Consider the following 15,283-nt stretch of genomic DNA (forward strand, 5'->3'; position numbering starts at 1 on the left):
TCTTCATTTCATTCGTATTAATCACGGCTATCCAAATAGAGTTCAGCGATGAAATCATAGCTGTCTCCACGATAATGAGAGCGGGTAAATTCAATGGGACGCATGTCGGGCAGGAAAGAACGTCTTTCGATATAAAGAGTTGGCCCGCCGACAGGAACGCCTAACAGATCGGCTTGTGTCGGTTGGAGCAATTCAGCCCTTAGCCTCTGCAAAGCTCTTAGAGGGCGCAATCCGGATTTATCCAACACGCTGTAAAGAGAGTCATCAACGACCAACGGGTCTGGCAAAAATTCCTGCGGAACCGTGGCCAATTCAATTGCAAGCGCTTTACCATCTGCACACCGTATTCTGTGCAAACGAGATACTCCAACGCCTGGTGAGAGATTAAGTGCCATGGCCTCTTCGGGTGTCGCAAGTCCAGTTGCGCGTTCAACCCAAACCACGGAAGGTTGCATTCCTCTGGCTGTAATATCTTCGGTAAAGCTGGTCAATTTAGAAAGCGGCTGTTCCATTCGAGAAGCAACAAAAGTCCCTGCCCCGTGCCGCTGGACAAGCAAGCCATCCCGAACCAGCCCCTGTACAGCTTTGCGCACAGTCACACGGGATACCTCTAGCTCTGAAGCGATATCACGTTCACTGGGTAAAGCGTCTTCAACTTTAAACGCCCCGCTTTCGATTGCCTGTCTGATTAAGGTCTGCAGTTGTTTATAGAGCGGCGTCGGATTACTACCGTCCAGTCGTGATTTTACTTTAAGAGCGCGAAAGGTACTTACTTTCATTTTGAAGCCTCCTGACCACCAGAGGCCGACTTCCTGACCATTCTTATGGCACCATCCATCGCATCGCCGCGCGGTTTACTTAGAATTTTCTGATATTTTTCTGGTAGCTTAGGGGAGATACGTCTTGAAACACCCCCCATAAGACAGACAGCCTCAACACCTCTATCAAGCAAGGCCTGTATCATACAACCTGCTTCATGAACCGATTTGGCGACGATCCGGCCCGCCAGTTCATCACCGTCATCCGCATGATCAAAAATAAGCGGGGCAAAAGAGCCGTAGTGATGAGGCTCTGCCTCTTCTGCCCATTTAACCATCACTTGGCGATCATTTTTAAAGTGTGCCATAATTGCTTTGGTTAATGGCGTTTCCGGTCGACATCCTTCAGCAGCAAAAAGCGCACTGCGAACAGCCGTTAGACCGAGAACAGCTCCACTGGCATGATCCGAAATTTCAAATCCCCAACCGCCGACATTAATAACATCGTCCTTAACAATACCAAGCCCGCACGAACCCGTTCCCAAAATGAGGATGCCTCCATCCTCACCAGCGTGAGCACCTAAACATGCTGTATAGGCATCAGTCGCCCCAGAAACAGATGCAAAAGAATGCGGGAAAGAAAGCATCGCCTGAAGCTCACTTTCCAATCCAAGACCCGCGAGCCCTAAACCAACATGAAGGGAAGCAAAGTCTTCCCGACCTCTACCGGATTGATGAAGTGCTTCAAGACAGGCTTTCTCAATTTCGTAGTAAACACGAACAGCCCCAAGCCTAGAATTTGATGGTCCGGCAAATCCCTCGCCAAGAATGTCACGATTCGCATTCTCTATTCGAACACGACAGCTCGTTCCACCACCATCAACACCTGCATAGAGCATCTCGTTTGCCACTTGCCACTCCAGAACCAATAAAAGACCAATACATAAAACCAATTAAATACCAATTTAAAGTATTTTTGCGAAAAGGTAAATTCAAAAGATTTTATTTTTTTATAAATTGTAGCTTAAATTTAATTTTACATAATAAATTCAACATATTAACTTAAAATAAAAATAAACATTTTATTAATTTATCAATTTACAAATTAGAAAAATAGAAAAAATTGATTTCAAATTGGTTTCTTTTTGGTATTATGAAATCAATTATTCACAAATTTATGGATTCAGAAGCTTGTCGAAAGAGATGCAGGGTACAGAAAAACACAGCCCCCGTTACCATAGCCTGGATACTTGGCCTGCCGATGATATCCTTGAAACACTATGGGCGTCTCAATTGCGTGCTATTTCCTGCATACAACACGCCATTCCAGAAATCTCGGCAAGCGCCGAGGCAATTGCCAAGCGCTTAACGGACGGCGGACGTCTTTTCTATATTGGCGCAGGATCTTCCGGGCACCTTGCCATCCAAGACTGTGTTGAACTCAATCCGACTTACGGCTGGCCCCTGGATAAAATGGTTCCGTTGATCGCAGGCGGCAAAGACGCTCTTCTCGCCCCTATGGGTGGCGCAGAAGACAATGAACACATTGCCACTGATGCTCTGAACAAACATGCGATAAATGCACAGGATGTGATCATCGCCGTCGCAGCAAGCGGCTCTACCCCATACACACTGGCCGCTGTAAAGCATGCACGATCACAGGGCTGTCTGGTTATAAGTATCGCCAATAATCGACATGCCCCCACCTTTGAACATGCAGATCATTCTATCTTTCTGGATAGTGGCAGTGAAGTCATTGCCGGGTCGACCAGAATGGCCGCCGGCACAGCCCAAAAAGCAGCTTTGAACATGCTATCCACCTTGACGATGACAAAGCTTGGTCACGTTCATGATGGCTTGATGGTCTCTATGGTGATCAACAATGAAAAGCTGGAAAAGCGCGGTGCCGCGATCATTCAGGAAATCACCGGAACTGACAGCGAGACATCAAAAAATTGTCTCAAAGCTGCTGACAAAAACATAAAGCTCGCCGTTCTTCTGGCGATGAAATACACCAAATCTGATGCAGAAAAAGCCCTCGCCAATAATCAGGGGCATCTGCGTCAGGCAATGGAACAACTAAAGTAGCCAATTAATAATTTAAACAAAAACCGGGAAAAACCCGGATACTTTCTTAACTCGGAGGATAAGATGAAAAAAAGTAATCTAACATTAGGCACCAGTGTTGCTGCGATAGCTTTGGCAGCTGCCTCACTAACGCCAACGGCATCTGCTTTTGCAGACGAACTGGTTATTGAAAGCTGGCGTACAGATGATTTGGACATTTGGGAGAGTCAGATCATTCCGGCATTCAACAAATCACACCCAGACATCAAAGTTCGCTTTGCCCCATCACCGCCCACAGAATACAACGCCAACATGAATGCCAAGCTAACGGCTGGCACAGCTGGTGATTTGATTACCTGTAAGCCATTTGACGCATCACTTGATCTATACAACAAAGGTCATCTGACAAAAGTTGATGATATTCCTGGCATGGAAAACTTCTCTGGCGTTGCAAAATCAGCATGGCAAACAGATGATGGCTCGACAACATTCTGCTTACCAATGGCATCTGTAATCCACGGCTTCATCTATAATAAAGAAGCCTTTAAAGAGCTTGGTCTGGAAATTCCAAAAACCATTCCCGAGTTCATGGCAACACTAGAAAAGATCAAGGAAGACGGCACCTATATTCCTATGTCAATGGGGACCTCTGATCAGTGGGAAGCTGCGACCATGGGTTTCCAGAATGTTGGTCCTAACTTCTGGGCTGGCGAAAAAGGACGTAAAGGCCTGATCGACGGCACAGAAAAACTAACCGATCCCCAATATGTAAAAGTATACGAGCATCTTGCTGAATGGGGACCATATCTGGGTAAAGGCTACAAAGGTCAGTCTTATCCTGATAGCCAGAACCTCTTTAGCCTGGGTCGTGCAGCAATCTATCCTGCAGGATCATGGGATATTTCGACCTTTAATGGTCAGGCTGATTTCGAATTTGGCGCATTCCCGCCACCCGTTCCGGCTGGACAAGACACTTGCTATATTTCTGATCACACAGACATTGGCCTTGGTATCAATGCCGCATCCAAGAATGTGAAAGCAGCCGAGACCTTCCTCAGCTGGATGGCATCCGCTGAAGCTGGATCCATTTTCTCAAATGCGCTGCCTGGTTTCTATGCTCTGTCAAAGCACGAACTCACCATCAGCGACCCTGTTGCACAGGAATTCGTGAGCTGGCGCGGCAAGTGTGAGTCATCAATTCGTAATTCCTATCAGATCCTGTCACGTGGCACACCAAACCTCGAGAACGATCTCTGGAATACTTCTGTTGGCGTTATCAACGGTAGCATGACAGCCGAAGAAGCAGCCAAAAAGGCACAGGACGGACTTGCTAGCTGGTACAAACCACAGCAATAAAGTCTGGTATAATAAAACGCCGGTACCTGATCGGTACCGGCGTTTTGCATATAAATTACGTCCCAATCGAAGTGAGTACCTATCCATATGGCCTTAAAAAACCAAAGGGGATCGTTCTTTCGAACACATATCTTAGTGTTCCTTTTGCCCGCGGCCCTGATCTATACCCTGTTTATGATCATACCGTTGATCGATACAGTCAGATACAGCTTTTATGACGAAACAGCCGAAGGCATTACGTCCTTTGTCGGTTGGGATAATTACATTCTCATTCTCACTGACGAACGTTGGTGGACAGACTTTAGCAATGCGCTAGAGAACAACTTTATCTTCTTTGTCATTCATATGTTTGTTCAAAACCCAATCGGCCTTCTGCTTGCTGCTTTATTAAGCCTGCCAAGATTAAAGATGGCGAACAGTTATCGTACCCTGATCTTTATGCCGACCATGCTATCGGTTGTGATCATTGGCTTTATCTGGAAGCTGATCCTCAGCCCATTATGGGGTGTAGGTGATACTTTGGTTGGTTTTGTCGGAATGACGGATGGGCTCCCCGCTCTGCTCGGGGAAGAGTCCACAGCTCTGATCACCCTATCGTTTATATCCGTATGGCAATTTGTCGGCATCCCAATGATGCTGATCTATGCCGCCCTGCTCAACGTCCCGGACGATTTGGTCGACGCAGCTATTGTTGATGGCGCGAACCAATGGACAGCCTTTTGGCGCATTAAACTACCCTTGATTTTACCAACGATTGCAATGGTTTCCGTTTTAACCTTCGTTGCAAACTTTAATGCCTTTGATTTGATTTATGCGGTCAAAGGGGCACTTGCTGGCCCAAACTTTGAAACAGATATCATGGGCACAATGTTCTATCGCACGTTCTTTGGTTATCAACTTCAACCCGGTAGCGCCACCTTGGGCGCAACAGTTGCCAGCTTGATGTTCCTGGTCATTCTTTGCGGTGTCATGCTCTATCTTTTTGTTATTCAACGCCGCTTACAGCGCTACCAACTTTAGGAGGACGGACAGATGAAACTCTCAAAACGCGTTGGCCCGTTAGGCGTTCATGCCGTCCTTATGTGCTATACAGTTATCGCGCTGTTCCCGATCTATCTTGTGATCATGAATTCCTTCAAAAGTAAAAAAGGAATATTCAGAGATCCGCTTGCCTTCCCGACAGGGACGACTTTTGACCTCGTTGGCTTCGAAAAGGTTATCGCCAGATCATCCTTTGACGTCTATTTCACCAATTCCATCTCGGTCACAGTCATCAGCCTTGTTTTTGTCTTGTTGCTGGGTGCGATGGCCGCATGGGCCTTGGCCGAATACGACTTCCCCGGCAGTGACATGATGGCGCTTTACCTAGCCATCGGCATTATGATCCCTATCCGCTTGGGCAGTGTCAGCCTGTTGAAGATGATTGTCGGTATGGGCCTTGTGAACACACTCACCGCTCTTGTCCTTGTCTATACGGCCCAAGGGTTACCCTTGGCGATATTCATACTCAGGGAATTTATCGCGCAAATACCCAATGATCTAAAAGAAGCCGCGCGTTGCGATGGCGTCTCTGAATACAGGATTTTCTGGTCTATTATACTGCCGCTTATCCGTCCAGCTCTGGCAACGGTTGCAGTCTTTACAATGATACCAATCTGGAATGATCTCTGGTTCCCGCTTATTCTTGCACCTAGTCAGGAAACAGCAACCGTAACACTCGGTATCCAGCAATTCATCGGACAGTATGTTACAGACTGGAATGCAGTATTGGCATCACTGACACTTGCAATTGTGCCTATTCTGATCCTCTACGTGATCTTCTCTCGACAGTTGATACGTGGACTGACATCGGGGGCTGTCAAATGACCTTGCATAAACAACAAACAAAAATCTTAAAAATACTCATGACGACATGCACAGCTGTGCATCAGGAGAGGTAGATTCATGGCTGATATCAAGCTTTCAGGTATCAAGAAATCCTATGGCAAAGCCGAAGTGCTGCACGGAATAGATATCGACATCAAAGATGGTGAATTCGTGGTTTTTGTCGGCCCGTCAGGGTGCGGAAAATCAACGCTTTTGCGGTTAATCGCTGGCCTTGAAACCATTTCAGATGGCGACCTCCAGATTGACGGCGAAACCGTCAACGACATGACGCCATCCCAGCGAAAGATCGCCATGGTTTTTCAGTCCTATGCGCTTTACCCCCATATGACTGTGTACAAAAATATGGCCTTTGGTTTGACCCTCGGCAAAAAAGGGCCTCTTGGTGGACTGCTCGGTGGTGGGGAAAACAAAAAGCTGATTGATGAAAAAGTTCAAAAAGCAGCTAAAAGCCTGAAGCTGGAAGATTATCTTCATAGATACCCTCGCGAACTTTCCGGCGGCCAACGCCAACGGGTTGCCATTGGTCGCGCGATTGTTCGTGATCCAAATGTTTTCCTTTTTGATGAACCACTAAGTAACCTTGATGCCGCATTACGGGTAAACACACGGTTGGAAATAGCCAAACTTCATCAAGATCTGGAGGCAACAATTATTTATGTTACCCATGATCAGGTTGAAGCCATGACATTGGCCGATAAAATCGTTGTCGTAAATGGTGGTCACGTTGCTCAATGCGGTTCCCCACTAGAACTGTACCACCATCCAGCTAATAAATTTGTGGCTGGCTTTATCGGCTCGCCATCTATGAACTTCCTGGAAGGCACCACTACAGCCGTTCATGCCGGAAGTCTTGATGTGCTTCTTGATTATGACAACAGTACAGCCAGCATTCCCGTTCACCCTGATGAAACCCAAATTGGTGACAAAGTCACCATAGGTATTCGCCCAGAGCATATGAAGGAAGGTAATGACCAGTCCTTCAAACTCTCGGCCAAGGTAAACGTTGTTGAAAGGCTTGGTGAAGCCAGCTATCTCTACCTCGAAAATGGAGAGAACGATCCTCTTTGCGTGAAAACCGATGGGCACAGTATAACGAAAGCAGGAGACAAAGTAGAACTTTGCGCTGACTTTTCTGCTGTCCACGTTTTTAATGCCGAAGGCAATGCGTTGGCACGCACCACGAGCGATCAGAAATATATTGCGCCCAAGCTAAGCGCATAAACGCACAACTAAAAGAGTATATTTTTTTCAGCCCTGAAACTCATACGAGTTTCAGGGCTATTTTTGTGGTATCATCACAAGAATAACAAGCACGCCAGATGCTTCTTCATTGATCCATATCAAAGATAGTTTTTGCCCGATCTATAAGATGTACAAAAATAATATCTATAGAGACGACGAGAGAGATGAGACAGTTAACTGAAAACCACCCAAAAACCGGACAAGATCCGGCGATACACGCGACAGTTAACAACGGCCTTGGGAAGTACGATAACATGACAGATGATGCTCAGTTATTTATTTCAAGCCACATCGCACAGACACCGCCAGAACACCTTGAAGAAACTCTTCGCGCAATCATGGAACATCCTCATGCAGATGTCCCCATGGTCGATGACAAGGGAAAACTGGTTGTTCTGATAGACGCCCCCACAAGCAAGGATGCCATTAAAACGATTGAAAGCATTCAGTCTTTGGCAAACGTCTATTCTTTTACCCCCGTCTACCAACACGAAGAAGTTTGAAAATTAAATCTGAAGTTTAACAGATTAACTGAGGAACCTATGTCATGAAGTTATCAAGACGTGACTATATCAAGGCTAATGCCGTCGCAGTTGCAGCAGGTGTTGCGGGAATGACCGCACCAAGTACCGCAAGCAATCTGCTTACTGAAAGCTCAAAAACGGCCCTAACCTGGTCCAAAGCTCCCTGCCGTTTCTGCGGCACAGGCTGTAGTGTTATGGTTGGCACAAAAGAAGGTAAGGTTGTTGCCACGCATGGCGATGTCAAGGCTGAAGTCAACCGCGGTTTGAACTGTGTAAAAGGATACTTCCTGTCCAAAATCATGTACGGGAAAGATCGCCTGAAGACACCGCTGCTGCGGATGAAAGATGGCAAATACCACAAAGAAGGTGAATTCACACCCGTATCCTGGGATGTTGCTTTTGATACAATGGCTGACAAGTTCAAATCAGCGATAAAAGCAAAAGGACCAACCTCTGTTGGTATGTTCGGATCTGGCCAATGGACAGTTTGGGAAGGCTATGCCGCATCCAAATTGATGAAAGCTGGTTTTGCATCAAACAACATCGATCCAAACGCGCGCCACTGTATGGCCTCTGCGGTTGGCGGCTTCATGCGTACCTTTGGTATTGATGAGCCAATGGGTTGCTATGATGATATCGAAGCAACAGATGCTTTTGTACTTTGGGGCTCCAACATGGCAGAGATGCACCCCATCCTCTGGACACGCGTTGCTGATCGTCGCCTGAGCGCACCGAACACCAAGGTCGCGGTTCTTTCTACCTATGAACACCGCTGTTTTGATCTTGCAGATATCCCTATGGTCTTCACACCACAGACAGATCTGGCCATTCTCAACTTCATCGCGAACTACATCATACAAAACGATAAAGTAAATCAGGATTTTGTCTCAAAGCATGTGAATTTCCGCCGCGGCAATGATGATATTGGGTATGGCTTGCGCCCAGAACATGAACTTCAGAAAAAAGCGAAAAACGTCGATAAAGCGGGCGGCTCTTCTGAAATGAGCTTTGAAGAATTCAAAGCATTTGTTGCAGATTACACAGTAGAAAAGGTATCAAAACTTTCTGGCGTTCCTGAAAATCGCTTGATCGAGTTGGCTGAACTTTACGCCGATCCTAACCGTAAAGTCGTATCCTTCTGGACAATGGGTTTCAATCAACACACTCGCGGTGTTTGGTGTAACAATCTGATTTACAATATCCACTTGCTTGTTGGAAAAATCTCTACCCCAGGCAACTCCCCCTTCTCTCTTACCGGACAGCCATCCGCTTGTGGTACAGCGCGTGAAGTCGGAACATTCTCACATCGTCTTCCTGCTGATATGGTTGTAAAAAACCCAAAACACCGGGCCATAGCCGAGAAGATCTGGAAAATTCCTGCTGGCGTTATTCCACCAAAACCCGGTTTTCATGCTGTATTGCAAAACCGTATGCTCAAAGATGGTAAACTCAACGCCTATTGGGTGATGTGTAACAACAACATGCAAGCCGCACCAAACTTCAATGAAGAAGGCTATCCCGGCTACCGTAACCCGGAAAACTTCATTGTTGTTTCTGACCCTTATCCAACAGTAACTGCCGAAGCTGCTGATCTTATTTTACCAACAGCCATGTGGGTTGAAAAAGAAGGTGCTTATGGTAATGCAGAGCGTAGAACTCAATTTTGGCACCAGCTTGTTGATGCGCCCGGCGAGGCTCGTTCTGATTTGTGGCAGCTAATGGAATTCTCCAAACGCTTCACAACGGACGAAGTATGGCCTGCTGACGTTCTAAAAGAGAACCCTGAATACAAAGGTAAAACTCTCTTTGAGGTGCTTTATCAAAACGGTAATGTAGATAAGTTCCCATTAGAGCAAACTCATAAAGACTATGCCAATCAAGAATCAAATGATTTTGGTTTCTATGTGCAAAAAGGTCTCTTCGAGGAATACGCAACATTTGGCCGAGGTCATGCACATGATCTCGCACCATTTGAAACTTATCATAAAGAACGTGGCCTAAGATGGCCTGTTGTTGACGGTAAAGAAACCAAATGGCGCTTCAAAGAAGGATCTGATCCTTACGCGAAACCCGGTAGCGACTATGACTTTTATGGCAAGCCGGATGGGCGTGCCGTTATCTTCGCCCTTCCTTACGAGCCTGCAGCTGAAAGCCCTGATGAAGAGTATGATCTATGGTTATCAACCGGTCGTGTTCTTGAGCACTGGCATTCAGGGTCTATGACACAACGTGTGCCTGAGCTTTATAAAGCATTCCCGGATGCCGTTGTCTTTATGCACCCGGATGATGCAAATCAGCGTGGTCTGAGGCGCGGTCAAGAGGTAAAAGTTGTTTCCCGACGTGGTGAAATAGTTACTCGTGTGGAAACGCGTGGCCGTAATAAACCACCAAAAGGACTAGTGTTTGTCCCTTGGTTCGATGCAAGCCAATTGATCAACAAGGTTACATTGGATGCAACCGATCCACTGTCCAAACAAACAGACTTTAAAAAATGTGCCATTAAAGTAGTTGCAACGGGGAGAGCATAAAATGAAACGCTTTCTTGTACATATCACGACAGCTGTCGGCCTTTTAGCGCTAGCAAGCACAACTGCACTTTCAGACGGTGCAGCAACCTTAAGACAGGGCGAACCTATTGCTTCAGAAGCAGAGGCCCCGAAAATGAACAAGGTAGAGAACAACGATGTGAAGCGCGTTCGGAACTATCCAGAGCAGCCGCCGACCATCCCGCACCAAACCCGGGATTATGAAATTTCTCTCAATGCAAACAAGTGCCTGTCTTGCCACGCGAGAACACGTACAGGAGAATCCCAAGCACCTATGGTAAGCGTTACTCACTATATGGACAGAGATAATCAAGTACTGGCAACTGTTTCACCACGCAGATATTTCTGTAATCAATGTCACGTCACTCAGGTTACAGCACCACCGCTTGTAGAGAACGAGTTCATTGACGTTGAACACATCATAAAAGGTGAATAGGCAAAGCCATGTTGACACCTTTCAAAAAAATATGGGAATTGGTTTGCCGGATCTGGTCCAGCGCCAATCGCCCAGCCAAGCATCTTTCTATTGGTTTTCTGACAATTGGCGGCTTTGTTGCCGGTGTCATGTTCTGGGGTGGTTTTAACACCGCCCTTGAATATACCAATACGGAAGAATTCTGTGTCAGCTGTCACGAGATGGGTGACAACGTTTTTGTTGAACTGAAACCAACCATTCACTACAGCAATAGATCTGGCGTGAGGGCAACGTGCCCGGACTGTCACGTGCCGCATAACTGGACGGACAAAATTTCTCGCAAAATGCAGGCATCCAAAGAAGTCTGGGGCAAGCTGTTTGGGACAATCAACACCCGTGAAAAGTTCCAGGCAGAACGAAGACGCCTTGCCGGGCACGAATGGGATCGCCTAAAGGCGAACAATTCATTGGAATGTCGGAACTGTCACTCTACGGAATCAATGGATATAACCGTTCAGTCCACCCGGGCAGCCGAAGCACACCAGGCCTTCCTCTTTACCGGCGAAAAAACCTGTATTGATTGCCACAAAGGTATCGCACACGAGCTACCGGACATGACAGGTGTTGAAGGTTGGGAATAGGAAATAACTTTCTTGTACATACCTTATGATAAAACGGGCCTTTTATGGGCCCGTTTTTTTGAGCAAATTAGCCACAAAAAAACTCAGATGTTTCCATCTGAGTTTTTTTACTTACACAAACCAGTTTGTCTTTATTGTGTTGGTGGGCCTGAGATAAAAATCTGATACATCCAGATTGAAAAGCCATAGGCACCTACCAAGGCAATTGTTAGCGCAGGAATGAGACCTGCAGCCAGGAACATGAACAATGACACTTCTTGTGTCTTGGTTCTCTCATGTGTTGCAGTTGGAGCTTCTTGCACGTTACATCCCTCTGGTTAACATCGTTTGAGAAAACGTCTTTGCAGACGCATGAAAACTTTAAATCAGTCTCCGATAATACACTCACAGGTAAAAACTGTTTTGATTCATATCAATTATGAACCAATAAATCTATTTTGGGTAAAGTTTTGCTCCAAGAATAGTGTTTCTTTTATATCGACCTTTCGTATATCAGATACCACCTTATAAAATATCTTGAGTCCAACCGTTAGTTACTTGTCTCTTGAAGCTCTATATTTTATAAACTTAAGTTTCCTAGGGGTGCCGCATAAATGCGGCTGAGATTGTAATCATAAGTACAGGACCCTTCGAACCTGATCCGGGTAATGCCGGCGAAGGGATTGGAACATAGACAATTTCTACTCTCGAATTAGGGCAGTATGAACTTGTCAAAACCTCCCCAAGCTTCCCCGGATCTCCATTGTGGCTTAAACACAGGAGATCTATATAATATGTCGAAACAAAACGTTATACATGAAATTACAACCGGACCTCTAACAGCTTCGCGTAAAGTATTTACGGTACCACAGCATGATACCGATTTACGCGTTCCATTTCGTGAAATACAGACAAACGATCAAAAAGAACCCTTTGTACGAGTGTATGATGCTTCTGGCCCCTACACAGATCCTACCCAAATAATTGATCTAAATAAAGGTTTGCCCCGCCATCGAACACCTTGGATTAAAGAGCGTTCTGTTGAACAATATTCAGGCCGAAATCTACGACCAGAAGACAATGGCCAGGCACAGGGTGCCTATCTTGCAGATGCTTTCCCCCTCAAACATGCCCCTTATCGTGGCACCGGCGAACACCCCCTAACCCAATATGAAATGGCTCGTGCGGGTATCATTAGCAAAGAAATGATTTATGTTGCCGAGCGCGAGAACCTTGGCAGGAAAAAAGCACACCAAACAGCTCGGCAATCTCTCAATCAAGGGGAGAGTTTTGGCGCAGCGCTCCCCAAGTTTGTGACACCAGAATTTGTCCGTTGTGAAATTGCACAAGGCAGAGCAATCATCCCTGCCAATATCAACCATCCCGAATTAGAACCCATGATTATAGGGCGAAATTTTCTTGTCAAAATTAACGCCAATATCGGTAATTCTGCTGTTAGCTCTTCCATAGAAGAAGAGATTGAGAAGATGGTCTGGGCCACGCGTTGGGGGGCAGATACCGTGATGGACCTTTCTACAGGCAAGAACATTCATCACACTCGTGAATGTATTATTCGAAATAGCCCGGTACCCATCGGCACAGTTCCAATGTACCAGGCATTGGAAAAGGTGAACGGGATTGCGGAAAACCTTAGCTGGGAAGTATTTAAAGACACATTGATTGAACAGTGTGAACAGGGTGTAGATTACTTCACCATTCATGCCGGAGTTCGACTTGCTTATATTCATCTTACAGTAGATCGGGTAACAGGCATCGTATCTCGCGGTGGATCGATTATGGCCAAGTGGTGCTTACACCATCACAAGGAAAGTTTCATTTATGAAAATTTCGAAGAGATTTGCAACATCATGCGTCAATACGATGTATCATTTTCTCTCGGCGACGGATTTCGGCCAGGGTCCATCGCTGATGCAAATGATCGCGCACAATTTGCCGAACTCGAAACCCTTGGCGAACTTACCCAAGTAGCCTGGACAAAAGGATGTCAGGTCATCATAGAGGGGCCAGGACATGTTCCGATGCACAAAATCAAAGAAAACATGGATAAACAGCTTGAAGTGTGTAAAGAAGCACCTTTCTATACGTTGGGTCCATTGACCACAGATATCGCTCCGGGTTACGACCACATAACCTCTGGCATTGGGGCCGCAATGATTGGTTGGTATGGAACATCAATGCTCTGCTATGTAACACCGAAAGAGCATCTAGGCTTACCAAACAGAGATGATGTAAAAACAGGTGTTATAACCTATAAAATTGCCGCACATGCTGCCGATTTGGCAAAGGGACATCCCGCAGCACAAATCAGGGATAATGCCCTGTCAAAAGCACGATTTGATTTTCGTTGGGAAGATCAGTTCAATCTTTCTCTTGATCCTGACACGGCGCGCTCGTTTCACGATGAAACACTTCCCAAAGAAGCACATAAAGTTGCACACTTCTGTTCTATGTGTGGCCCGAAATTTTGTTCTATGAAAATCTCTCAAGAAGTCAAAGACTATGCAAATAAGCTCAATGACAAAAGTCAGGGCATGGCGCAAATGAGTGAAAAATATAAAGAGATGGGTAGTCAACTCTATGTTGATATAAATCAACAAAGTGAAAATACCAAGGAGCCTGTTTCATAATGAAAATTGAAATTATCGGCTCAGGTATTGTCGGCCTTTCCTGTGCATCATTTTTCGCAGAGAAAAATTGTGGTGTTACCATTATTTCATCAAGTAACGGACCCGACGAAAATTGTTGCTCCTGGTGGGCCGGTGGCATGCTGGCCCCTTGGTGTGAGATGGAAAGTGCAGAACCACTTATCGGTGAGCTTGGTCAGGAATCCATGAGGTTTTGGCAGAAATTCACATCTTCATATCAAAATAAAGGGACACTCGTTGTCGCCACATCCCGCGATTTACCAGATCTGAAACGCTTTGGACGTAGGACAAAAAACTGGCAACAGGTCAAACAGGATCAAATAGCAACCTTGGAACCTGATCTTGCAGACCGCTTTACCACAGGTCTTTATTACCCCGAAGAAGCGCATTTTGATCCCAGACAAGTATTGCCCGAGCTGGTAAACCACCTCAAAAATAAAGGCGTTAAATTCTGCCCTAATACCTCATTTTCAAAACAAGTACTTGATGCCCCGACAAAAGCAGATCATAGAATTGACTGTCGCGGGTTGGCCGCACAAGATCACTTGAAAGAACTACGTGGCGTAAAGGGCGAAATGCTGCTGATCAAGAGCAATGAAATAAACCTCTCTCGGCCTGTTCGCCTGTTGCATCCCAGAATTCCTCTCTATATCGTCCCTCGGGACAACGGTCTTTTTATGGTAGGCGCAACAATGATCGAAAATGAAAGCCGGTCCGGTGCAACTGTTCGTTCAGTTCTGGAACTTCTATCAGCCGCCTATGCCCTGCATCCGGCCTTCGGCGAAGCAGAAATTATAGAAATCGGCGTTGATGCCCGCCCCGCCTTTCCCGACAATCTGCCACGCATTATTCACAAAGAAAAAACCACTTATCTAAATGGCATGTATAGACACGGATATCTGGCAGCACCAGCAATGGCAAAGCGTCTGGTAGAACAAGTCCTCGGCCTTAGCACCACCACCAAACAATCTAATGAACCTGCTGTATCTACAGGAAATATTTGATGAATATTCTACTAAACGGGCAATCTCTAGAAACACAGGCTGGTTCGCTTTCCGAGCTTCTGACAGAACAGGGATATGGATCGGCAAAAGTAGCGACAGCCGTTAACGGCACTCTAGCTCCGGCAAGTATGCGTAATGAGCATAAAATTACAGACGGTGATCAAATTGAAATCGTCGCACCAATGCAAGGTGGCTAAG

The 15,283-nt window shown here is 46.0% G+C and carries 15 protein-coding genes and 1 riboswitch; of the genes, 12 read left to right on the forward strand and 3 right to left on the reverse strand.

What is annotated here, in order from left to right; genetic code table 11:
- Positions 1–17 precede the first annotated feature (17 nt).
- Both BKB51_RS06815 and BKB51_RS06820 read right to left on the reverse strand, forming a co-directional pair.
- Positions 18–779 (reverse strand): GntR family transcriptional regulator, encoded by a 762-nt coding sequence (locus BKB51_RS06815; protein ID WP_085900375.1) that lies wholly within the window; start codon positions 777–779, stop codon positions 18–20.
- Complete coding sequence (locus BKB51_RS06820; RefSeq protein ID WP_218043980.1) at positions 776–1,669, reverse strand: glucosamine kinase nucleotide-binding domain-containing protein; 894 nt, start codon at positions 1,667–1,669, stop codon at positions 776–778. The genes BKB51_RS06815 and BKB51_RS06820 overlap by 4 nt, the downstream gene beginning before the upstream one ends.
- A 280-nt stretch (positions 1,670–1,949) precedes the next feature.
- Here BKB51_RS06820 and BKB51_RS06825 point away from each other — a divergent pair, with 280 nt between their 5' ends.
- From BKB51_RS06825 to BKB51_RS06865, 9 genes are all read left to right on the forward strand, one after another.
- The gene (locus tag BKB51_RS06825; RefSeq protein ID WP_125911805.1) at positions 1,950–2,846 is read left to right on the forward strand and encodes an N-acetylmuramic acid 6-phosphate etherase; all 897 of its coding nucleotides are present in this window, start codon (positions 1,950–1,952) and stop codon (positions 2,844–2,846) included.
- Between the two features lie 63 nt (positions 2,847–2,909).
- Positions 2,910–4,181 carry an ABC transporter substrate-binding protein gene (locus tag BKB51_RS06830; protein WP_085900377.1) on the forward strand — a complete coding sequence of 424 codons (1,272 nt, stop codon included), beginning with the start codon at positions 2,910–2,912 and terminating at the stop codon, positions 4,179–4,181.
- 87 nt (positions 4,182–4,268) lie between these two features.
- On the forward strand, positions 4,269–5,201 hold the full coding sequence (locus tag BKB51_RS06835) for a carbohydrate ABC transporter permease (RefSeq protein ID WP_085900378.1): 933 nt from the start codon (positions 4,269–4,271) through the stop codon (positions 5,199–5,201).
- A 12-nt stretch (positions 5,202–5,213) separates the two neighbouring features.
- On the forward strand, positions 5,214–6,047 hold the full coding sequence (locus BKB51_RS06840) for a carbohydrate ABC transporter permease (protein ID WP_085900379.1): 834 nt from the start codon (positions 5,214–5,216) through the stop codon (positions 6,045–6,047).
- Positions 6,048–6,125: 78 nt separating this feature from the next.
- The gene (locus tag BKB51_RS06845; protein ID WP_085900380.1) at positions 6,126–7,289 is read left to right on the forward strand and encodes an ABC transporter ATP-binding protein; all 1,164 of its coding nucleotides are present in this window, start codon (positions 6,126–6,128) and stop codon (positions 7,287–7,289) included.
- Between the two features lie 185 nt (positions 7,290–7,474).
- Positions 7,475–7,813, forward strand: coding sequence for a chaperone NapD (locus tag BKB51_RS06850; RefSeq protein ID WP_085900381.1), 339 nt, complete (start codon positions 7,475–7,477; stop codon positions 7,811–7,813).
- A 44-nt stretch (positions 7,814–7,857) separates the two neighbouring features.
- Positions 7,858–10,362: a nitrate reductase catalytic subunit NapA gene (gene napA / locus BKB51_RS06855; RefSeq protein WP_085900382.1), complete on the forward strand. Its 2,505-nt coding sequence runs from the start codon at positions 7,858–7,860 to the stop codon at positions 10,360–10,362.
- Between the two features lies 1 nt (position 10,363).
- Positions 10,364–10,816 (forward strand): nitrate reductase cytochrome c-type subunit, encoded by a 453-nt coding sequence (locus BKB51_RS06860; RefSeq protein ID WP_085900383.1) that lies wholly within the window; start codon positions 10,364–10,366, stop codon positions 10,814–10,816.
- Positions 10,817–10,824: 8 nt separating this feature from the next.
- Positions 10,825–11,436, forward strand: a complete 612-nt coding sequence (locus tag BKB51_RS06865) for a NapC/NirT family cytochrome c (protein WP_085900384.1) — start codon at positions 10,825–10,827, stop codon at positions 11,434–11,436.
- Positions 11,437–11,567: 131 nt separating this feature from the next.
- Here the strand turns inward: BKB51_RS06865 and BKB51_RS06870 are convergent, their stop codons facing one another.
- The gene (locus BKB51_RS06870; RefSeq protein WP_085900385.1) at positions 11,568–11,738 is read right to left on the reverse strand and encodes a periplasmic nitrate reductase, NapE protein; all 171 of its coding nucleotides are present in this window, start codon (positions 11,736–11,738) and stop codon (positions 11,568–11,570) included.
- Between the two features lie 266 nt (positions 11,739–12,004).
- A riboswitch (TPP riboswitch) is annotated at positions 12,005–12,116 on the forward strand.
- A gap of 93 nt (positions 12,117–12,209) precedes the next feature.
- On the opposite strand from BKB51_RS06870, the gene thiC reads away from it, so the two are divergent.
- The 3 genes from thiC to thiS are packed head-to-tail and all read left to right on the forward strand — an operon-like array spanning position 12,210 to position 15,282.
- Positions 12,210–14,063, forward strand: coding sequence for a phosphomethylpyrimidine synthase ThiC (gene thiC / locus BKB51_RS06875; RefSeq protein ID WP_085900386.1), 1,854 nt, complete (start codon positions 12,210–12,212; stop codon positions 14,061–14,063).
- On the forward strand, positions 14,063–15,085 hold the full coding sequence (locus BKB51_RS06880) for an FAD-dependent oxidoreductase (RefSeq protein ID WP_085900387.1): 1,023 nt from the start codon (positions 14,063–14,065) through the stop codon (positions 15,083–15,085). The genes thiC and BKB51_RS06880 overlap by 1 nt, the downstream gene beginning before the upstream one ends.
- Positions 15,085–15,282, forward strand: coding sequence for a sulfur carrier protein ThiS (thiS, locus tag BKB51_RS06885; RefSeq protein WP_085900388.1), 198 nt, complete (start codon positions 15,085–15,087; stop codon positions 15,280–15,282). Before BKB51_RS06880 ends, thiS begins: the two co-directional genes overlap by 1 nt.
- Position 15,283 lies beyond the last annotated feature (1 nt).

The sequence above is a fragment of the Kiloniella majae genome, assembly GCF_002118315.1.
In the GTDB taxonomy this organism is placed as follows: Bacteria; Pseudomonadota; Alphaproteobacteria; order Kiloniellales; family Kiloniellaceae; genus Kiloniella; species Kiloniella majae.